Genomic DNA, 21,929 nt, shown 5'->3' with positions numbered 1-21,929 from the left:
CACGAATCCCGATTTTTCATCGGGTGAGTAAAGCGGATGGCAGGAACATGCTTTAAAAAAAGTGGATAACCTTGCGCTTCTAATCAAAAAACGCCCGATTCCAGATTATAGATAGTCATTAAAAAAATGGAGTAAACGACATTGAATCTGTATCTTTGCGCAAAAAAGATTTGTGAGTACTGAAAATTCAAAATTCAAAGATTTCAATTTTGCTGAAGGCGAATTGCTTTTAATCAACAAACCATACAAGTGGACTTCATTTGATGTGGTGGGCAAAATCCGTAATTCTTTAAAACCGCTAAAACTAAAGGTTGGTCATGCCGGCACTTTAGATCCCCTTGCTACAGGCTTGCTCATCATCTGTACAGGCAAATTAACTAAGCAGATAGACACTTTCCAGGCTGAAGAGAAAGAATATACCGGAACAATGATTCTGGGTGCTACTACCCCATCTTTTGATATGGAGACTGAGGTAGATCAGACTTTCGATATCAGCAAGACTACTGAAGGCGAAATTTATGCAGCCTGTAAACCTTTTATTGGCGATATAGAACAATATCCACCCGCACACTCAGCAGTAAAGGTAAATGGCGAACGTTTATACGTAAAAGCACGGTTAGGTGAAGAGGTAGAGCTGCGTAAACGTTTTGTAAGTGTTCCAGCGTTCGAAATCACACGGATCGAACTACCAGAGATCGATTTCAGGATTGTATGCAGTAAAGGTACTTACATCCGCTCCTTAATATCCGATTTTGGTAAAACTTTAAATAGTGGGGCTTATCTTTCTAAACTTACCCGTACACGAAGCGGAAACTTTTTGCTTAAAGATGCGTTTGAGGTATTAGAACTTGTTAATTATATTCGTAGCAAAAAAGAAGAAGTTAAAACTGCAGCAGAGGCATGAACCGCATCAAAAATAGGAACATCAGGTTTATAAAAGAAATTCTTTTAATTATTGCAGGTGTAACTTCGGCATGTTTTGGCTTAAAAAGCTTTTTAATGCCCAGTCATTTTATTGATGGTGGTGTTACCGGTATTTCCCTTTTGCTAAGTACCTTAACAGGCTGGAATTTATCGTACCTTATTGCAATCATCAACATTCCCTTCGTTATTTTAGGCTACAGACAGATTGGTAAAGGTTTTGCCATTAAAACGGCTATCGCTATTGCTGCACTTTCGCTGGCTTTAATTTTTCTGCCTTTTCAACCCATTACACATGATAAATTGCTTATTGCATTTTTTGGCGGTTTGTTTTTAGGAGGAGGAATTGGATTGGCCATGCGCGGAGGCTGCGTAATTGATGGTACAGAGGTTTTAGCACTTTACATCAGTAAAAACAGCATTTTAACCGTTGGAAATATCATCCTGATTTTAAATATCATTATTTTTGCCTTCGCAGCTTATTTCCTAAACATCGAAACTGCGCTGTATGCCATTTTAACGTATTTATCTGCTTCAAGCACTATCGATTTCATCGTAAACGGTATAGAACAATATACTGGTGTTACCATTATTTCAGAACATCAGGAAGCCATTAAAAGTTTTATCATCAGCGAAATGAAACGTGGTGTTACCATTTATAAAGGCGAAGGTGGTTACGGAGAAAAGAAAGATATCGATATTATTTTCACCGTGGTTACCAAGCTAGAAATGAGCAAATTACAAACCGCTATCCGCCAGATCGATTCGGATGCCTTTGTAATCCAACAACAAATTGCCGACTTAAAAGGCGGGGTAGTGAAACGCCATGCTTTACATTAATAAATAACAGAAATTTGGGCATGCCCCTAAGCTGTGCAAAGGGTCGGGCTGTACGCTAAATCCCCGATGAAACCTGTGAAACAAGCAAGCATGCCACAAAATAATAACAATAATGCTTAAATCGGGGGATACCGCTTCCATCCCTCATGCAAACCCCACACCGATAAAATAGATTTACCATTGAAAATATATCATAACCTTTCGGATTTTAAAAAATTAGATAATGCCATTGTAACCATTGGCACTTTTGATGGCGTGCATTTCGGACACCAAAAAATCATTAAACAACTGGTAGAAAAGGCAAAATCCGACAACGGAGAAAGTGTAATATTAACTTTTTTCCCGCACCCTAGAATGATTATAGATCCTGAAAACCAGGAGCTAAAAATGATTAATACCATTAATGAAAAAGCCGAAATTTTAAAAGGGTTAGGTGTAGATCATTTAATCATCACGCCATTTACCAGAGATTTCTCTAATCAGCTTCCTGAAGATTATATAAAAAATACATTGGTGAACAACATTGGCACCAAACATATTATTATTGGTTACGACCACCGCTTTGGTAAAGACCGTTCTGGAAATTTAAGCGATTTAAAGGCTGCAGGTTTACATTATGGTTTTAGTGTTGAAGAAATTATGGAGCAGGATATTCATGATGTTGCAGTAAGCTCTACCAAAATCCGCCAGGCACTCTTAGCGGGTGATGTAAGCTTGGCCAACGATTATCTGGGTTATCCTTTTTCTATTTATGGAAGGGTAATTAAAGGCGATAAAATAGGCAGAACTATTGGTTTCCCCACGGCGAACATCTTTGTTGAGGAGACTTATAAACTGATTCCGGGCGATGGCATTTATGCGGTTACCGTAGAAATGGAGTCTGAAGTCCCAAACCCTAACCCCTCAACCTTAAACCCTCAACCATACAAAGGAATGGCCTACATCGGGCAGCGACCAACCATTAACGGGATGACCAGAAACATTGAGGTTAATATTTTCGATTTTAACCAGGAAATTTATGGGCAGGATATTAAGATGAACTTTTTGAAATTCTTACGTCATGATGTGAAATTTACCGGATTAGAAGCTTTGACTCTTCAGTTACAAAAAGATAAGCAGGCTACTTTAGCTTATTTTAATGGGTAGGTAATTTTCAGCGTACCCAACATGGTCGTCATCTCGACTGGAACGCAGTGGAATGGAGAGATCTATCTAGGCAGATTTCTCGGCTGCGCTGCACTCCGCTCGAAATGACGATAACTCAAGGGGATGTTATTTCACAAACTCAATGTTAGTAATCTAAGTTAAAATAAGCTTCAAGCCCATTTTTAATCAGACTTTCCTTTCAAAAAAGCCTCTTTTTCATTATATTAGCAGCAATGAGGCTTTTTTACATCATCTTCTTTCTATCTATCTCTATTAATTTTGCGGCCTTCGCATCGCAGGAAAAAAGAAATGATGTAATATTTAAAAACACCAAAATAAGTTTCATTTCAAGTAAAAAAAACATCAAATCCAATTCTGATTTCAATCAGGACAGTGAAAGTCTGCAAAAAGATTTTATCAACAGTTCAATTGTAAAAATATCTTCCAGTGCTTTTGTACTCATCACTTTTTTGCTGCTCCTTTTTTTTAAGAACAAGATCATTAATGCTAGAGTTGTAATCAAAAGATTAAAGCATAATTATTGGTGTTTGTTTAAGGTGCTTTATCCAAAACATGTTTTTTGGTAAGTAATTTCATTTTAACCACTTTAACGTGGGATTATCAATAAAATGCCAGGTAATAAATTATATCTGGAAATAAATTATTTAAACATCATTACCCTTTTATATAGATGCATTTACCCGATTTAATAGCCGATTTAGGATTAATCCTTGCTGCTGCAGGAATAACTACTCTCATATTTAAACGAATTAAACAACCGCTGGTTTTAGGCTATATACTGGCCGGCCTGTTGGTTGGCTCACATTTAGATTTTTTCCCTTCAGTTACCGATACAAAAAGCATCAATATTTGGGGCGAAATAGGCGTAATTTTCCTTTTATTCAGTTTAGGTTTAGAATTCAGTTTCAAAAAACTGGTTAAAGTTGGTGGTTCTGCCTCCATCACCGCGATTGTAAAAGTTTTATTTATTATTTTGGCCGGTTATCTCGTTGGTAAAGGTATGGGCTGGAAAGACATGGACAGTCTATTTTTAGGTGGAATTTTATCCATCTCATCAACCATGATTACCATTAAAGCCTTCGAAGAACTTGGCTTAAAGCATAAAAAGTTTGCTGGTCTGGTTTTCGGAGTTTTAATTGTTGAAGATCTGGTTGCCATCTTGTTATTGGTACTATTCTCTACCCTGGCGGTTAGTCAGCAATCGGCAGGTACAGAAATGCTGTATTCCATTTTAAAACTGGCTTTTTTCCTGGTACTTTGGTTCTTGGGCGGAATATTCCTGGTTCCTTCATTTCTTAAAGCAACCAAGAAATTAATGAACGACGAAACCATGTTGGTGGTATCTTTAGCGTTATGTTTGGTAATGGTATTACTGGCCGATAAGGTGGGCTTCTCTCCTGCTTTGGGTGCGTTTATAATGGGCTCCATTTTAGCCGAAACTACACAAGCAGAAAGAATCGAACATTTAACCAAATCGGTAAAAGACTTATTCGCAGCAGTATTTTTTGTTTCGGTTGGTATGCTGATTGATCCCGCAATGCTGGTTAAATACTGGGTTCCAATTTTAGTGGCTACCATGGTTATTATCTTCGGGAAAATTATATTTACCATTTTAGGTGCGTTATTATCTGGCCAGCCGTTAAAAACTTCGGTACAATCGGGCATGAGTTTGGCGCAGATTGGTGAGTTTTCATTCATCATTGCCTCATTAGGCTTAACCCTTAAAGTAACCAGCGATTTCCTTTACCCTATCGCGGTAGCAGCAGCGGCGATCACTACATTTACCACGCCATATTTAATTAAACTATCTGAACCTTTTTACCAGTATTTGAACCGTGTTTTACCCAAAAAATGGTTAGATGGTATAGAAAGATACAGCTCCAGTACCGAAGGAATTACTACGTTAAGCGATTGGAAGGTTTTATTAAGGTCTTATATCTTTAATACGATTATCCACTCGGTAATCATCATAGCCATCATATTTTTGGCCTACAGGTACGTTCAGCCATTTATTGTGAGCAATATTGCCAACAGTTTAACTTCTATTATTATCAGCGTAGTGGTTTCGTTCATTTTAATGTCGCCATTTTTATGGGCATTATCGATCAGAAGGATTCAAAGAACAGCCTATTCTCACCTTTGGTTGAACAAAAAGTATACCCGTGGTCCGTTAATCGCAATCGAGTTTTTCAGAATTGCCTTAGGCATTTTCTTTGTAGGTTTTTTAATGTATGAGTTTTTTGATACCTGGATTGCTGCTGTGATTGCGCTGGGACTGATCATCTTAGGAATGGTTATCTTCTCCAGAAAACTGCAGTCTTTTTATGATAAACTGGAAAGGCGTTTCATGCTGAACTTAAATGCACGTGAGAGCCAAAAACCGAATATTTTACCCTGGGATACCCACTTAACAGAACTCACTGTCTCTCCCGAATCGGAAGTGGTTGGAAAAACGCTTACCGAATTAATGATCAGGGAAAAATACGGGGTAAATATTGCCTTAATCGAACGCGGAAGAAACAATATCCCAACTCCCGGAAGAGATGAACGGCTTTATCCAAACGACAAACTGTTGGTGATTGGTGCGGATGATCAACTAGCAGCCGTAAAAGCACTTTTAGAAATAGACAGCCCAGAAACAGCCGAAGAAAGTAATTTTCCGAATAAAGAAATGACCTTACAAAAGGTTATTGTTCATGCCGAATCGCCTGTTTATGGCCTGAGTATTAGAAATGCAGGTATCCGCGAAAAAGCACAGGCCTTAATTGTTGGTATAGAAAGAGGTACTGATCGGATATTAAATCCTTCTTCTGACTTTGTTTTCGATAACGGTGATGTAATCTGGATTGTAGGGAATAACAAGAAGATCAAGGAGGTTATTTAGTTAGTCCCAAGTCATTAGTCCGAAGTCGGGAGTCTAGATGCATAGATAGTATGTTTTTTCTCTTGCGGCCCTCTGACTTCTGACTTCCGACCAAAAAAACTATCTTCGTATATAACCTAACCTATGAAAGTTGATAGAGAAAAGAGTGAGTTTCTTGATGATATGATTGAGCAATGGCAAAGTGACGGCTTAATTAATAACGAAACCGGCGATAAACTCCGCAAAAGTTATGAAGCCAAAAACTTCGATTGGTTACGCCTGGCACAGTATGCTTTTTGGGTAGCTTTGGCTTGTGGTTTTATTGCACTAGGTTCGCTACTCATTGATAACTCCATCTTAAACTATTTAAAACGGGTTTACAATACACCAAACATCGTAATTGCTATTGTTTCTGGCGGATTGGCAGCATGGCTTTATATCTTAGGTTTTAAGCGAAAAAAGAAACTGGCCCATTTAAAGTTTAGTAATGAAGCTATCGTTTTCTCAGCAATTTTACTTACCGCAAATGCCATTGCTTATTTCGGGAAGGTACTAGACAATGGATCTGGCAATTTCTCCATCCTTATCCTAATATCAGTTTTCATTTATGGTGCTTTAGGTTATATATTCAATTCGCGTTTAATCTGGATTTTTGCTTTGATATCTTTAGGTGCCTGGTTTGGTACCGAAACAGGTTATTTAAGCCGTTGGAATTATTACTTCCTTGGCATGAATTATCCTTTGCGCTTTGTAGTTTTTGGCGCTGCATTAACCGCAGCGTCGTTTATTATGAAAGCTTTCCCCAAAACACACAACTTCTTTCAGGTTACTTATATCGCAGGAATGGTTTATTTGTTTGTCTCGCTTTGGGCCTTATCAGTATTTGGCAACTTTGCCAGTTTAGAAGAATGGTATAAGGTTAGGCAACTAAGCTTGTTTTATTGGGCATTAATTTCAGGAGCTGTCTGTGTAGCAAGTACGCTCTTTGGTTTAAAATACCGTGATGACATTGCCCGCGAATTTGGCATTACCTTTCTCTTCATTAACCTCTACACGCGCTATTTTGAGTATTTCTGGGACAGCTGGCATAAAGCTTTGTTTTTTTCTGTAATGGCTGCATCTTTTTGGTTGATTGGCAGAAAAGCAGAGAAAATATGGAATGTAGAATTTTTGAAATAAAATCTTATGGTTAATTTAAAGGGTGATTTTAAATGGAATTTCTTACGATCGTCACCCTGAATTCATTTCAGGGTCCTAAACACAAGAAAGATGCTGACCACGAAGTAGCTACAAGACAATTAAAGTACTATTCTGCTTTTAAAATAAATTCAACATGACGGATCGCCCTGAATTGAAAAAGTCAGACAGCGTCTGACCAATCTGAAAATATATCAATTTCCGCGATACAATGTTCCAGAAATCTAAAATGAATTAAAATCAATGAAAATATACCAACAAACTTTAGCACTTAGAGAAAGAAGAAGGGGTTTCCATATCATTACCGACGAGGTTGAAGATGCTTTACCTCAAATTGATGAGATTAACATTGGCATTTGCCAGGTTTTTATACAGCATACTTCTGCTTCGCTTACCATCAATGAAAATGCAGATCCTACGGTTAGGGTTGATTTTGAAATGTTCTTTAATAAAACTGTAAAAGAAAATGATCCCGATTATGAGCATGACTATGAAGGATCGGACGACATGCCTGCCCATTTAAAATCGGCACTTTTGGGCAGTTCAGTAACCATTCCGATTAGAAACGGTAGATTAGCGCTTGGTACCTGGCAGGGCATTTATCTTTGCGAGCACCGCAACCATGGCGGCCAAAGAAGATTAATCGTTACAGCTTGGGGCGAATAAATAATTTTAAACTTTCTTAACCTCTTTTTTAATTTCGGGATGATTATCCTGAATGGATTTACGCCCTGTTTCTATCTCAATTTCTTTTGTGGTAACCGCATAATGAGAAGGGTAAATTTCAGATCCAAAAGCAACTGCATAAGCCTTGGTAAATTCGGCACCAAAATATAAAATGATAGAAGAATAATAAGTCCATAAAAGCACAACTACCAATGAGCCTGTTGCGCCATAAGTACTCCCAACATCGCTCTGCCCTATATAAAGTGAAATGGCAAATTTACCAATCATAAATAGTAAAGCGGTAACTATTGCACCAGCAATTACATCATGCCATTTTATAATTGCATCTGGTAATACCTTAAATATTACACCGAATATTAATGAAATAACAGCCAAGGTTACAATTTGATTAAGGATGTAAAATACGACAACAGATATTTCGGCAAAGCGGGCTTGCAAGCGATCACTAAAGGCATCGAGTACAGATGTAACCGCTAGCGAAACCAGCAGTACAAAACCTAAACTGATAATTACAGAAAACGATAGGAAACGGTTTTGCAACAGCTTCACCCACCCTCTTTTCGGCTTCGGTTTTAAACCCCATATGGTATTAATAGAATCCTGAATATCGCCAAAAACGGTAGTCGCCCCAATTAATAGGGTTATGATACCGATAATTAAAGCGATTGTACTTTTTCCATCCAAATAAGCATTCTTGATTAACTGCTGTAAGGAAACGGCCGATTCTCTACCTAAAAATCCCTCAAGCTGGGCATAAACCTGTCCTTCGGCTATTTCTCTCCCTAAAAATATACCGCACAAAGAAATAATAACCACGAGCAGTGGCGCCATGGAAAACACCGTATAATAGGCTAATGAGCCACTAAGTTTCGTTACTTTATGATCATTAAATCCTGTAAACGATGCTTTTAAAATGCCCCATATTCCTTTTAATGTGATTTTATTCTTTGCCATAACAAACGATTTAAGATGAGATGCTCTAAACTTAAACCGCTCATATTTTGAATTGTTTGTTAATTAATGGAGCGAATACAGGATGTAAAGAAACTAAATGCACAAAAAAAGCTCCGAATTTGGTCGGAGCTTTTCTTTATCGATTAGATGATTTAATTTTATTTGGCCTTAATCCATGATGCAATATCGTTAACTAAAGTTTCGGATACGCTTACCGCTGCTTGATACTGGGCCATTGTACCCTTTTCGGTTTGAGAACTTAACAGGTGGTTTAAATCCGGGTAAAATTTAAGAACCACATTTTTCTTTTTACTTAAGGCAGCATTCCATAAATCAAAATCTACTTTGCCCACCTGAAAATCATTACCGCCCTGTAATACGTATATTTTAGGTTTCGAAAGGCTTTTTGCTACAGCAACCTGATTGTAGGTATTTAAATCTGTCCAATATTTTGCAGGCAGTCCTAAAATTAAAGAATCAGGTTTTATGGTAGTTCCCAACTGCGAAATCCTGCTTTTATCAATTTCCACGTAAGCATCTGCCAGTTGCTTTTTAAAGGCAGCTGTTGTATCGTTAGCCTGATCGAACATATACTTATTCTGATCAACAATAATATCTGTTAGTTTTCTGGCAGGTGTTGCTGCCAAAATAATTCCTGCTAAATCAGGTGTAATGGTGGCCATTTTAGGTGCCAGCATTCCGCCTAAACTATGGCCAAATACATAAACAGCTTTAGGATTAGCGCCAACAACAGTTTTTGCGAGTGCAATAGCTGCAGTTGCATCATCCAGCACTTCTTCTTTTACTGTAAATGCTTTATTAAATTCATTCGGATAGATTAAGGTCCGTTTTACATAACGAACAGAAGCAATGCCTTTGGAGGCTAAACCGCCAGCTAAATCTTTAAAGGGTTTATTCGCACCAACTGATTCATCCATATCTGCCGGACCAGAGCCATGCACAAAGACCACGATAGGGAAATTTTTAGCATTTTTTGGCGTGGTGATAATGGCTGCCAACTGTTTTCCTGCCGGCCCAATATATACCGATTTTTCTTTGTATAAACTGGTATCACCATAAGTTGGTTTTAAATAAGCGGCCGCTTTTCGCGACGGCGCGAGGAAGATTCCGACGATTTTCTGTAGTTTATTAAAACCTAAAATAAAGTTCTGATCCCCGTTGGCAAATTTACCTTCTACCGTTACTGCGAAAAACTCGCCCTGAGCTTTACTTTGAACGGCATCTAGCGATTCTGCCTTCCCATATTTTGCTCCAATATCTCCCCAAAGTTTCTTTAAACTTTCTTCCGTTAACTTCGTTTTTAAAGTATCGTCAAAGAAAGCGTGGGCATCTTTAAACTTCTCTTCCTGCAACAGTTTAAAAAAGTCGTTTGCACCGTTGAACAGCTGGATCACATTTTGAGAAAATGCTGTACTTGTAAATAATAAAGCGATTATAAATAAAAGGCTTTTTTTCATCCGTGTTTTGTTTTAATGGTAATGAGACTTCATGATTAATCCTTTTCTGGATTTAAAAAATCATGATGGTTCATGTATTGTGTTTGGTTGTTTACAATACCCAAAGTTAACAATATTTGGTTCTGAAAAGCCGCAACCTAAACTAGCCGTTTAGTTTTAACTAATTTTAACATTTGATGCCAGTTTCTTCCACAAAATGTATGGGATAAACATAATTAACAGGGCAATAAGTGGAGGGATTAAAAGCGATATGCCATCGCCAACAAATGCCCTGGAGGCAAAGGCGCCGATAAAATTAATGGCAAAACCTGCATAGGCCCATTCTTTAATGACTTTAAATTTATTTTGAAGGATGGATGCCGCCCCAAGCAGTTTTGCAATGCCAACAATGATGAGCAGATACATCGGGTAACCGAGGTGTTTAAGCACTTCTTTGCCTGCTTCCTGTTGAGTAATTCCGCCAACGCCATCCATAATCATCATTAATGCAAAAATAATGGTGGCAATCCAATACCATGTTTTTAGCTTCTTCATATTTATTTGTTTTTATCGTAGTTTATTAACCAGTTATTCCCAAAGCGATCTGTTAAATCGCCAAAAAGTGCTCCCCAAAATGTTTCCTGTAATGGATGCGAGGCCTTCCCTCCTGCTGAAAGTTTACGGTAAAAAGCCTGGGCCTCTTCTTCCGAATTACAATTCAGCATCATAGCAATCGAATTTCCCTTAATTAATCCGCGTTCTTCTACCATATCTGTTGCCATAATCACCAAATCATCTTTAGCCAAAACAGCATGCATAATACTCCGCTTCATAATATTGGGCATTTTGTCAACAATAAGCGATTCTCCAATGGTTTCGAAGGTCAATTCTCCTCCCAAACAACCCTGATAGAATGTCATTGCTTCGCGGCAGTTGCCATTAAAAGTGAGATATGAATTTATACTTGCCAATTGATTTATTTTTTGATGCCTACCATTAAGCGCACATCGGTTTCGTTAATATACATTTCGAGGCAATAGCCGTTTGGATCAATGTTGGATTGATTGAGCAATTTTTCGAAGCTCTTCCCAATCTGGCTAACATCTTTCATAAAATCGGAAAGCACTTCACTAATAAATGTTCCTTTCTTTATGGTAAAGGCTTCGACATCAAATTTCTCAGCTTCGCCATCTGTTATTTCTTCAACGGCAGCCTTATAAATAATCTCCCGCTTTTCGTTAGGCCTGCTTATTCCAAAATACCTGCGTTGCTTATCAAGTGGAAACAGGGCATGAAGTTTTTGATGTGCCGCTAAAACTCCGTTTGGGAAAGATTCGGCAGTAATACACATTACCTTAATATCCTCATTTAAAATATACTCTTCCATTGTCATTATCGGCATTACCGCTTTAAAGATTCAACTGTAAACGATTAACAACACAAACATACGGGCAGAAATTAACAAGCTAAATATGTAGAAGCGACAATTGCGGGGGTTGTTTACGACAATTAGCCTCGTTATATTTGGATTATGAAACATGTATCTATCTTAATTCCAGAGACTGCCGTGATTGAAGCCATTGCAGATCCCCGCTATCTATTTACCGCTGTTAACGAGTTTTTACAGGCATCGGGCAAACTCCCGCTTTTTAAAGTTGAGCTTATAGGGATGACGAAAGAGGTGAGGTTAAACAATAGCCTTTTTTCGGTGCACGCCGATAAACTGTTGCATGAGGTTGAGCATACCGATCTTATATTTGTACCAGCCATTAGCGGCAATATAGGTTATGCGATGGAAGCTAACCAGGAGCTACTACCCTGGATTATAAAACATCATGCTAAAGGTGCAGAAGTAGCTTCGCTCTGTATGGGTGCATTTTTACTGGCTGCAACCGGCTTGTTAGATGGGCGAAAATGTTCTACGCATTGGCTGTTTGCCAACCAGTTTAGAGAGATGTTTCCTGAAGTAGAGCTGGTTGATGGTAGTATTATTACCGATGCTCAGGGTTTATACTCTAGCGGTGGTGCAAACTCTTACTGGAACTTACTTTTATACCTGGTTGAAAAACATACGGATAGAGATACCGCCATTTTAGCGGCAAAATACTTCGCTATTGATATCGATCGCGAGAGTCAGCTGGCTTTTATGATGTTTCAAGGACAGAAGGGGCATGAAGATGCAAAAATCAAAAAGGCACAGGAATTTATTGATGGCAATTACCAGGATCGGATTACGGTAGATCAACTGGCCGATATGCTGGCATTGGGTAGAAGAAGTTTTGAGCGGAGATTTAAAAGTGCGACCAAAAATACAGTAATTGAATACATTCAAAGGGTTAAAATTGAGGCTGCCAAGCGAAGTTTCGAGTCGAGCAGAAAAAACATAACTGAGGTGATGTTTGATGTAGGTTATACAGACACAAAATCGTTTAGAGATGTTTTCAAAAAAATTACCGGTTTAACACCGATTGAGTACCGGAACAAATACCATAAAGCCGTACCTGTTTTGCAGGTTTAACTCATTTATAGAAAAAAAAATAAAAAAAATTAAGCTGCACACAATATATTCTATTTACAGCGTTTATGTATGTGAGAGCGTTAATTTAGATGACGGGGATACTGCCTAAGGGTGGAATCCCCGTTTCTTTTTTGTTTGTCATTCTGAGGGATAATTTATTGTATAAAGTCAATATAAATGATAGATGGATAAAGCAGGTGAATAATCTTGAAATATCGTCATTTCGACCGCAGTGGAGAAATCTTTTAAATTTGATCTCAATAACTTGGTACAAAGATCTCTCTCCCGAAAGTTCGGGACTGCGCTACAGTCGAGATGACGCCCCTTCTATTGGGGTCTATCAATTGTAGCGTAGTCGAAGGATCTCTTAAACAGATTTCTCCGTTCCGCTTCACTTCAGTCGAAATGATGGTTAAGTAGCTAAATAATCTATCACGCATTTTTAGGCACGTTGTTTCAAATAAAAAAAAGGGGCATTGTTAAAAAATGTCCCTTTTTAAGATATATGATGGAGTTAAGAATTTTAGCTTTCTTTATCAGTAAAATCAACAGGTTTCTTTTCAAAATACTGATCGAAGTTTTGCACTTTTTTAGGTTTTAGAATTACATACAATCCTAATCCGATTAATATTAAAGCTGTACTGATTCTTGACAGGTCGAAATCAAAAATAGTTATCGCTCTAAGGGTAAATAAACCACCTATTATAGTTAAGGCTAACCAGCTGCTGCCCTGGAAGTTTTTGCGGTAACCCATCCACAAACCTACGCCTAACATGATGGTGTGCCATTTCAATATCCAGTATGGAACATCTATACCAGAATTTCTTAACAAGAACACCGAACCGATTGCGATGATTAAAACACCTAAACCAAATTGTTTATCTGCGTGATTTTTTTTGATTAAATTTTCCATGACTGTTTGTTTTTATGATTCAAATGTATCACGAATACCAATGCCGGGGAATGGCTTTTCCCTCAGTTGTGATGTTTTATCGGTGAGTGAAATAAAACTGTCGGTAAAAAAATTATGAAATTTTGAGGGAGGGAGGATTTATCGGTGAAAATGTCAGTTTTGCTGCGTAAACACCAAAGAAGACGGAATTAAAACTTAATTTTCTTAACTCCTTAATGTTAAAAATTTGGATCACCATGAAGAAGTTAATATAATTAAGAGAAATAATCTCAATCATTAAGATTTTGTCGTCATTCCGCTTAACAATAACGAAATAAGGGGCACAAATGAAACTAATGGCTAATGAACAAATGAACCAACTATCATTCGAAAATGATTATATCCGTTCCTTCGCTCATAATTACTTTTGAAGTGATGTTAATGAATAATCCATGAGCCAATAATCCGTTAATCTGGTTCAGGTTAGCAGATAATTTTGCAGGATCATCAATAAGGCCGAAATCGGCGTCGATAATCAGGTTACCATTGTCGGTAATAAATGTTTTGTTAGCTACAGACCTCAATATACCCTTTCCACCAAGCTCATTAATCTGATCGGACACGTATTGATAGGCCAATGGAATTACCTCAACAGGAACAGTAAATACGCCCAGTTTTTTAACTTTTTTCGAAGCATCGGTAATGATGATGGCATTTTTACTCAGTGAAGCAATTATCTTCTCTCTAAACAGCGCCCCGCCTCCGCCTTTAATCAGATCGAGTGATTCTGCAAATTCGTCGGCTCCATCGATGCTGATATCAATTTCGCTTAAATGCCCGAGATCAAGAATTTCGATGCCCAAAGATTTCGCGAGTTCTTCTGTTCGGATGGAACTTGCAGCAGCTTTTATCTTTAGCCCATCTTTTACACGTTTACCTAATTCTTTAATGGCAAAAGTCGTGGTAGATCCCGTACCTAAACCTACTACATCACCATCTTTAACAAATTTTACTGCAGCCAGGGCAGCCGCTAGTTTTTCTGCATCTTGTTGCGTTTTATCTATAGTAGCCATAAAGTAAAAATAGGTTTAAATGATAAACATCGCAAAAACGAAAAAAAATTTACTACTGATGCAATAAATCGTTTTTATAGCGTTTATGTATATGAGAGCGTTAATTTAGATGATGGGGATTCTGCAATAGTGGAATCCCCATTTCTTTTTTAGGTATTTTAACGTCCCAATAAGCAGATCGTCATTGCGAGCAGGCTTCTTCAGCCGTCGAAGCAATCTTACAACGACCGCTGTTATAGCCAAAACATTAAGATTGCTTCGTACCTCGCAATGACGGAATTTTCTGATAATAGATTTCTCTCCCGAAGGTTCGGGACTGTGCTTCATCCGATAGCTATCGGATCCAAATGACGATGACTCACAACGACTCAACTACCTCACACAAATCAAGGCGGAAAAATTTTACGCACAATACAATAAATCGTTTTTATAGCGTTTATGTATATGAGAGCGTTAATTTAGATGATGGGGATTCTGCAATAGTGGAATCCCCATTTCTTTTATAACAAAAAAACGGCTGGTATTTCTACCAACCGTTTCCTAACAATTAAACTCACTTATTTATTTAAAGAATTTATCCAGCCTGCAATTTTTAAAGCTTCTGCTTTGGTTACTTGTGGCATTGGAGGCATTTCTGTTGAGTAACCCGGCCAATTTTGTGGCTGTGGGTTGTGGATCAACTGAAATATTTTCTCTGCTGAATACTTACGTTTTGCAATTTCTACGAATGGCGGGCCAATCTGTCTTTTGGTTTGATTGTGGCAGGCCAGACAAGTATTTTTTGTTAATAAACCCTCAACTTCTTTAAAGGTAGGTGCTTTAGTCGTAGTTGTAGGCTTCACCGGAGTAGCCGCTCCTTTTGCTTCAGGCGCTTTCCCGGTTGTTGCCTTTGGAGCGGTTGTTTTCTTAGCAGGAGCATTTACCGGTGCCGCCGAGTTTTTAGTACTTACTTCACTGGTAGAAAGTTTATTTCCATCGGGAATCTGGTTCAAGGTATAATAAGCTACCGGATGAACTAAAGAATAAAAACCATCTTGAGATCTTAAACCATCTAATGTTAAGGTATGGATATAATATTGACGAAGGTTTTGTACAATAATTCTGGCTTTTAAACCATCTGCTGAAACTTTAACCCCTGATATTTTTAGTTTCTCGGTGTTTACAGGAGGTGAACCATATACAGGATGATATTTGTAAATAAAGCTTTCTGCATCATATGAAGCTAAATCTTCAGCCGATTTACGATCTACAGGCATGGTAAACTCCACTTCAAAACCATCAGGCATTGCCCTAACCGCTTTCATTTCGAAAGGGGTTTTATTATTGTATATCAGTCTTTCTAAACCTTCGTTAGCATCACCTGCCGATCCCCAACCGCGGTTGGTTTCACCAACAAATAACGAACCGTCAGTACCCCACTCTAATCTCAATACGCCTGAACGGAAACCTTTACGGAAAAGGAAGGCGGCGCCTTGTTCCTCACCTTTAACCGTTTCCATAAAAATCCTCGAAATGATACTCATTCCCTGATCGCCGACTAAAATCTGACCAGCAAACGGGCCGAATGTATTTGTAGGAATTTTAACAGGTTCTGCAGAAGAGATTCCCAAAATACCATATGGCAACCAAACCGATGGCAAACGTAATTCAGGGAATACTTTCTTCATCTCGAATAAGGTTTTGAATGTTTCATTTACCCTATTTTCTGGTTTAATGTATCTTCCTTGTTCGTTTTTGGTTCTACGCTCGTCTATTTGCGAGTAAAAGAAATCTGACTGCAGTTTAACCGGAGAGTTTGGTAAATTGGTCCATCTTAAACTGGCCGGATGCCCCATAAAATCACCTTTATTTACTTTCCATAAACCACCTGAACCTACCCAGTCGCCCTGATTTTCAGTATAATAAAACTGGCCATCAATAGTGCCAATCCCCGCTGGCGAGCGAAAACCCGCAGCATAAGGACTCATTTTACCATCTTCAGTAATGTTCATGGCCCAACCACGCATCGGCACACGGCTTTCTGCTCTCCACCATTCTTCATCGCCAAAGGCCACGTTTCCGGTAACCATAAAAGTACCATCGGGCATTAACTTCGGCCCAAAACTATATTCGTGATAATGTCCGCTTAACGGCCATGCATAAATGGTTTCGTAAACATCGGCTTTGCCATCCTGATCTTTATCAACCAGTTTGGTCAACTCGCCGCGCTGTGCTACATATAATGCACCATTTTTATAGGCGATGCCCAAAATTTCGTGCAAACCATAAGCAAACCTGCGCCAGTAAGGCTTGGCACTTGTAGGGTTTTCTACAATGTACACTTCTCCTCTACGGGTAGAAATGCCTAAATCGCCATTTGGCAAAGTAATCAGACCACCAACTTCTAAAATAGGGCCTTCGGGTACGCGTACTTTATTTATTCTGAAAAAATCTTCTTCTTTCGGTGTTTCTTGCGCAAAAACTGTAGTAAAGCTAAAACTTAATGCCAGTATTGCTAATTTTTTAAATGTATTTCTCATTGTCATTCCAATTAAAACAAAATGGTATAATTTAACTTAGTTCCAATAGCTACGATAACTTCTTTCTTGCCATCAACTTCTCTGATTACTGGTTTAGCAGATCCTTCAGCAAGTTGGATATAGTAAGATTTATCATCAAACAGGTATAAACCTTTGGCTACTTCTTCGATATTAGAAGCGGTTGCCAATAGAAAATATAGATCTTTTGATGCTTTATCAACGGCAATCTCTCTTGTTAAACCTTGTCCATTCTCCATCACTTTAATGGCATCGGTAACATTTGTTCCATTAATGATGTACTTAAACTCCGGACGGTCTTGTTTATCCATTATATAACCTTTGGTTCTGAAACCAGTACCAGTAGTATCAGCAATCCACTTATCCTGATCGTTCGCTAATTTTGCAATGGCTAAAATTGGCTTTTTAGTAAAACGGGTAACACTGCCCAAAGCACGCGAGGTACCATTTCCACGGCCATCCCACATTGGTGTAGCATCGATAAAATCGCCATGCCATCCTTGTAATAATGTACCATTATCTAAATCGTAGCTATAAGCAACTTTTTCTGGTCCGCCTACCGAAATAGCATGTACCGAACGTACTCTTGGCGCAACATCAACAAAACTTCTGATCATGTTGTTGCTTGTTGCTTCAATGTAAATTGGATCTGCCCCACCGTTTTGGTTTGGTTTTGGAATTTCTGATAGTTCGTTAATCTGGATATTTCTAAACGCTACCGAACCGTGATCGCCCTGTAAACGTAAAGGTCCTTTTGCTTTTTCGGCTCCTGCTGCTCCTCTCGTTGCACCAAATAGCTCAACATTTTCGTGAATCAGTACACCGTTTAGTTCTGTACTGATAATTTTAGCATTTTGCGTTTTCTTTCCTGATGCATCAAATTTTGGTGCCTGGAAGATAATTTTAATGTGCTGCCATAAACCTGGCGCTTTACTTGCATTTTGACGGGGAGCAACACCTCCAAACCCTTTTTCGGCTTCAGGTTTGCTATCATCCCAACGTTGGTAAATACCACCATTGTTTGATGAACTTGGGTTTTTCAGTCCCCATGCGTCATCAATCTGAATTTCGTAATTACCTTGAAGATAAATACCAGAATTTGTCCCTTTTGCAGTTAAATAATCTAATTCTACTGTTACATCACCGTATTCGTTTACGGTATATAAGTCAGAACCCGCTTTTTTTGCTGTAGATTGATTAATCAATATCCCTTCACCTTTGGTTGTTTTTAAAACATTTTCGGTGTTTAGGTCGGCCACCACATTTTGGGCGAGCGACCATGAATTTGAAGGATTTTTAAAGGCTGAAAGATCTTTGAGATCAATACGCTGGCCAAATGCCAACAGGGTTCCGCAAAGCCAGAAAATGGCTGTAAAACCCGTCTTTGAAATGTTCATATACTTGGTTTGTTAGTTTTAGCCCAATTAGGACTAAAGATTTTTCCTAAAATATGAGACTGTATCATAAAGCGTAAACTTAATCCGTCCTTCGACAGGCTCTCCGTAGGAGTCCTTTGGACGGGATGACAATTCTATATTTATGATACAGTCTCTATTGTTTTTTCTATTTTTCTGTTGATAATGAATAAGGGAAATCAGCTGGATTTGAACCTCTGGTTTTATTCGGCGTTGCTGTCATATTGAAATTTAACACCGCACCTTTTTGCAAACCACTGTGGCTGATCCAGTTTTTAGAATATGGTTTACCGTTCATCTGTAACGACTGAACATAACGGTTGTTATCGCTATTGGCAGCTGCATTAATCACCACAGTTTTACCATTTTCTAAAGTAACAGTTATCTTTTTAAACAAAGGGGCACCCAAAACATACTGATCAACCGCAGGTGTTACCGGATAGAAGCCCATTGCCGAAAAAACGTACCAGGCAGAAGTTTGCCCGTTATCTTCGTCACCACAATATCCATCAGGAGTAGGTTTATACATTCTGTTCATGGTTTCTCTTACCCAATATTGTGTTTTATAAGGTGCACCACCGTAGTTATACAGGTAAATCATGTGCTGGATCGGTTGGTTACCATGTGCGTACTGGCCCATGTTTGCAATCTGCATTTCGCGGATTTCGTGAATTACACCACCGTAGGCACTCTCATCAAATACCGGAGGCATAGAGAACACAGAATCCAATTTGGTTACAAATTTACTATGGCCACCCATTAATTTGGCTAAGCCATCAACATCCTGAAAAACAGACCAGGTATAATGCCAGCTGTTACCTTCGGTAAATGCACCGCCCCATTTAAATGGACTGAATAGGCTTTGGAAAGTTCCATCCTGATTTTTGCCACGCATTAAACCCGAAGCCGGATCGAAAAGATTTTTGTAATTCATAGCTCTTTTCTTATAAGTATCTATCTCCGAAGCCGGTTTGCCTAAAGCTCTTCCCAATTGATAAATGGTAAAGTCATCGTAAGAATACTCTAATGTTTTAGCGGCATTTTCATTCTTTTTCACATCGAAAGGCACATAACCCAATTCATTGTAATATTTAACACCGTCGCGACCAACGGCTTCCATAGGCCCCTCGTTATTTGCACCATGTTTTAAAGCCTGCCATAACGTTTCAATGTCGTAACCACGCATACCTTTAATATAAGCATCAGAAACTACCGAAGCAGAGTTGTTCCCCACCATAATGTTTGCATAACCCGGACTGCTCCACTCTGGCAACCAACCGCCTTCTTTGTAATCGTTGATTAGGCCTTGTTGCATTTCCTTGTTGATTGAAGGATAAACCAGGTTTAAGAATGGATATAATGCCCTAAAAGTGTCCCAGAAACCCGTACCAGCGAACATATAGCCTGGTAAAACCTGTCCGTTGTAAGGGCTCCAGTGTACAATCTGGTTTTGTGCATCAATCTCATATAATTTATTGGGGAAGAATAAGGTACGGTACATTGCTGAATAGAAAGTACGGGTTTGATCAATCGTACCCCCTTCAACCGAAATTTTACTTAAGGTTTTGTTCCAAGTTGCTCTACCTTTTGCTTTCGTAGCATCGAAACCATCGTTAGCCAATTCTCTTTTTAGGTTCAAATCGGCCTGCTCAAAACTGATAAATGAAGAGGCCACTTTTGCAATTACCTGCTCGCCTTTTTGTGTGGCGAAACCAATAACAGCACCGGCATGATCTACAGTTAATTCTAAATCTTTATCGTTAAGTTTTTTATCATCCCAGGTTTTAGCCAATTTGAAATCTTTGTTGAAATAGATTACAAAGTAATTTTTGAAATTTTTAGGCAGTGGGCCACGGGCATATTTAGTGGTATAACCGATAATTTTCCTTTCTGCCGGTATAATTTTAATGTAAGAACCTTTATTCTGTGCATCTACTACCACATAAGCACTATCCGTTTTAGGGAAGGTAAACCTGAACTGGGCAGCGCGTTCTGTTGGCGTAATTTCGGTGGTTACATCAGCATCTGCTAAATAAACACTGTAATAATATGGCTTAGAAACCTCTGCTTTATGGCTGAACCAGCTTGCGCGGTCATCATCTGTGAATTTTAATTTGCCGGTAACGGGCATAATAGAAAAAGCGCCGTAATCGTTCATCCAGGGCGAAGGCTGATGTGTTTGTTTAAAACCGCGGATTTTGTCGGCCTCATAAACATAAGCCCATCCATCACCGTTTTTACCGGTTTGTGGCGACCACATATTCATTCCCCATGGCAAACCAATTGCCGGATAGGTGTTTCCGTTAGATAATGATGGCTTGGATGCCGTTCCCATTAAAGGGTTTATCCAATCTACCGGATCTGTAATTTTGCCTATTGTTTGCGCGAAGCTGGTTGATGCCGCAACACTCAATAAAGCGATAAATAATCTTTTCATTTGTTGTGTTTGTGTTTTATATGCTGGTATTTATTTTAAACTTCCGAATTTTTAACGTAATCTGCCCAGAGCGCATCTAAATCTTTACCCGTTAATTTTGTCCAGATATCTTTGGTATAAGTGTGATCTCTTAAAGAAGCATCAACCGTTTTGATTATACCTGGTTTTACACTTTTCTCCATCCAGGCAAAAAAACCTGCAGTAATGCGGTAGCTATTTTTATAACTATGTTCTGGCTTTAAAGCAGGTAGCGACCATTTGGCGCCTTCATTATCTACGCCAAATTTATAGCGTGCATAATCGGCAATACCTTCTGTTAACCAGCCCGGGCCAACGCTTCGTCCATAATCTTGTACAATGTGCATCACCTCGTGGGTTACTACATCAATATCTTCAGGATGTTTCACCATCCAGATCGAACTGAAAGTTACTTTACCATCAGCAGTTGCCGCCACGCCTTTGTAAGCTGTATCTACAAAAAATTTCACTTCTTTTATGGTAGCTGGATTATACGCTTTGGCCAGTTTTGGGTAAACTTCGAAAAAAGTTTTGATTAACCGTTTCTTCAATTGAGGGTCTAATTCCTTAAAATTGCTCTCGAACGATAATGTATAACCACTTTTCTTTGTGATTTCCTGTGCTTTTAAATGAGCTGAAAAAGCCGAAACAAACATTAGGAAGATTGAAAAAGTAAATATTTTTTTCATCTGATTATATTTTTATTGTGATGGATTGTTACTTTGGTTAGCCTGTTTAGTTCTGCAAAATAAATATAATATGTAAAACGATTTAGTAAATGATCAAAAATTTTACTTTGGTGATTATTATTTTTACAAAACACGCACTGGAGCAGGCAGTTTTTATTTGCACATATCTTATAAAACTTGGCTTCTTTGTAAATTTTCTTTTAAGTGGTCGTCATTTCGAGCGGAGTGCAACGGAGTCGAAAACCACGATTGCTCAGCGAAGCT

19 protein-coding genes are annotated in these 21,929 nt (G+C 38.5%); 7 read left to right on the top strand and 12 right to left on the bottom strand.

The genetic code is table 11. The annotated features are described in order from the left end of the window. Nucleotides 1-172: 172 nt before the first annotated feature. The 6 genes from truB (at nucleotide 173) to J7E57_RS20690 (ending at nucleotide 7,654) form a co-directional block, all read left to right on the top strand. Nucleotides 173-904: a tRNA pseudouridine(55) synthase TruB gene (gene truB / locus J7E57_RS20715; RefSeq protein ID WP_215125509.1), complete on the top strand. Its 732-nt coding sequence runs from the start codon at nucleotides 173-175 to the stop codon at nucleotides 902-904. Next, nucleotides 901-1,761 (top strand): YitT family protein, encoded by an 861-nt coding sequence (locus tag J7E57_RS20710; RefSeq protein ID WP_215125508.1) that lies wholly within the window; start codon nucleotides 901-903, stop codon nucleotides 1,759-1,761. Before truB ends, J7E57_RS20710 begins: the two co-directional genes overlap by 4 nt. A gap of 180 nt (nucleotides 1,762-1,941) precedes the next feature. Then, the gene (locus J7E57_RS20705) at nucleotides 1,942-2,907 is read left to right on the top strand and encodes a bifunctional riboflavin kinase/FAD synthetase (RefSeq protein WP_215125507.1); all 966 of its coding nucleotides are present in this window, start codon (nucleotides 1,942-1,944) and stop codon (nucleotides 2,905-2,907) included. Nucleotides 2,908-3,598: 691 nt separating this feature from the next. Further along, complete coding sequence (locus J7E57_RS20700; protein WP_215125506.1) at nucleotides 3,599-5,812, top strand: cation:proton antiporter; 2,214 nt, start codon at nucleotides 3,599-3,601, stop codon at nucleotides 5,810-5,812. A gap of 123 nt (nucleotides 5,813-5,935) precedes the next feature. Then, complete coding sequence (locus tag J7E57_RS20695) at nucleotides 5,936-6,970, top strand: DUF2157 domain-containing protein (RefSeq protein WP_215125505.1); 1,035 nt, start codon at nucleotides 5,936-5,938, stop codon at nucleotides 6,968-6,970. A 261-nt stretch (nucleotides 6,971-7,231) separates the two neighbouring features. Continuing rightward, nucleotides 7,232-7,654, top strand: a complete 423-nt coding sequence (locus tag J7E57_RS20690; protein WP_215125504.1) for a secondary thiamine-phosphate synthase enzyme YjbQ — start codon at nucleotides 7,232-7,234, stop codon at nucleotides 7,652-7,654. A gap of 6 nt (nucleotides 7,655-7,660) precedes the next feature. Here the strand turns inward: J7E57_RS20690 and J7E57_RS20685 are convergent, their stop codons facing one another. The 5 genes from J7E57_RS20685 to J7E57_RS20665 form a co-directional block, all read right to left on the bottom strand. After that, entirely contained in the window at nucleotides 7,661-8,629 is a 969-nt protein-coding gene (locus tag J7E57_RS20685; protein ID WP_215125503.1) for a YihY/virulence factor BrkB family protein, read from the bottom strand. A gap of 158 nt (nucleotides 8,630-8,787) precedes the next feature. Further along, on the bottom strand, nucleotides 8,788-10,107 hold the full coding sequence (locus tag J7E57_RS20680; RefSeq protein WP_215125502.1) for a DUF3887 domain-containing protein: 1,320 nt from the start codon (nucleotides 10,105-10,107) through the stop codon (nucleotides 8,788-8,790). Between the two features lie 156 nt (nucleotides 10,108-10,263). Then, complete coding sequence (locus tag J7E57_RS20675; RefSeq protein WP_215125501.1) at nucleotides 10,264-10,641, bottom strand: DoxX family protein; 378 nt, start codon at nucleotides 10,639-10,641, stop codon at nucleotides 10,264-10,266. Nucleotides 10,642-10,643: 2 nt separating this feature from the next. Then, on the bottom strand, nucleotides 10,644-11,057 hold the full coding sequence (locus tag J7E57_RS20670; RefSeq protein ID WP_215125500.1) for a VOC family protein: 414 nt from the start codon (nucleotides 11,055-11,057) through the stop codon (nucleotides 10,644-10,646). 5 nt (nucleotides 11,058-11,062) lie between these two features. Then, entirely contained in the window at nucleotides 11,063-11,473 is a 411-nt protein-coding gene (locus J7E57_RS20665; RefSeq protein WP_215125499.1) for a transcriptional regulator, read from the bottom strand. A 144-nt stretch (nucleotides 11,474-11,617) separates the two neighbouring features. Here J7E57_RS20665 and J7E57_RS20660 point away from each other — a divergent pair, with 144 nt between their 5' ends. Continuing rightward, entirely contained in the window at nucleotides 11,618-12,604 is a 987-nt protein-coding gene (locus J7E57_RS20660) for a GlxA family transcriptional regulator (protein ID WP_215125498.1), read from the top strand. A 257-nt stretch (nucleotides 12,605-12,861) separates the two neighbouring features. On the opposite strand, the gene J7E57_RS20655 is transcribed toward J7E57_RS20660, so the two are convergent. The 7 genes from J7E57_RS20655 to J7E57_RS20625 all read right to left on the bottom strand — a co-directional run bounded on the left by J7E57_RS20655 (nucleotide 12,862) and on the right by J7E57_RS20625 (nucleotide 21,665). Beyond that, nucleotides 12,862-13,044: a hypothetical protein gene (locus J7E57_RS20655; protein WP_215125497.1), complete on the bottom strand. Its 183-nt coding sequence runs from the start codon at nucleotides 13,042-13,044 to the stop codon at nucleotides 12,862-12,864. 83 nt (nucleotides 13,045-13,127) lie between these two features. Beyond that, nucleotides 13,128-13,517 carry a LiaF transmembrane domain-containing protein gene (locus J7E57_RS20650; protein ID WP_215125496.1) on the bottom strand — a complete coding sequence of 130 codons (390 nt, stop codon included), beginning with the start codon at nucleotides 13,515-13,517 and terminating at the stop codon, nucleotides 13,128-13,130. A 362-nt stretch (nucleotides 13,518-13,879) separates the two neighbouring features. Further along, nucleotides 13,880-14,569 carry a ribose-5-phosphate isomerase RpiA gene (gene rpiA, locus J7E57_RS20645; protein WP_215125495.1) on the bottom strand — a complete coding sequence of 230 codons (690 nt, stop codon included), beginning with the start codon at nucleotides 14,567-14,569 and terminating at the stop codon, nucleotides 13,880-13,882. Between the two features lie 557 nt (nucleotides 14,570-15,126). After that, nucleotides 15,127-17,088, bottom strand: a complete 1,962-nt coding sequence (locus J7E57_RS20640; RefSeq protein WP_215125494.1) for a hypothetical protein — start codon at nucleotides 17,086-17,088, stop codon at nucleotides 15,127-15,129. Between the two features lie 11 nt (nucleotides 17,089-17,099). Continuing rightward, nucleotides 17,100-18,503 carry a DUF1080 domain-containing protein gene (locus J7E57_RS20635; RefSeq protein WP_215125493.1) on the bottom strand — a complete coding sequence of 468 codons (1,404 nt, stop codon included), beginning with the start codon at nucleotides 18,501-18,503 and terminating at the stop codon, nucleotides 17,100-17,102. Nucleotides 18,504-18,669: 166 nt separating this feature from the next. Further along, the gene (locus tag J7E57_RS20630) at nucleotides 18,670-20,958 is read right to left on the bottom strand and encodes a GH92 family glycosyl hydrolase (protein WP_215125492.1); all 2,289 of its coding nucleotides are present in this window, start codon (nucleotides 20,956-20,958) and stop codon (nucleotides 18,670-18,672) included. Nucleotides 20,959-20,993: 35 nt separating this feature from the next. Further along, entirely contained in the window at nucleotides 20,994-21,665 is a 672-nt protein-coding gene (locus J7E57_RS20625; RefSeq protein WP_215125491.1) for a basic secretory protein-like protein, read from the bottom strand. Nucleotides 21,666-21,929 lie beyond the last annotated feature (264 nt).

Source organism: Pedobacter sp. ISL-64 (assembly GCF_018613605.1).
GTDB lineage: Bacteria > Bacteroidota > Bacteroidia > Sphingobacteriales > Sphingobacteriaceae > Pedobacter.
Note: the sequence above shows the minus strand (reverse complement) of the source record. Positions and strands in the feature narration are given on the sequence as shown.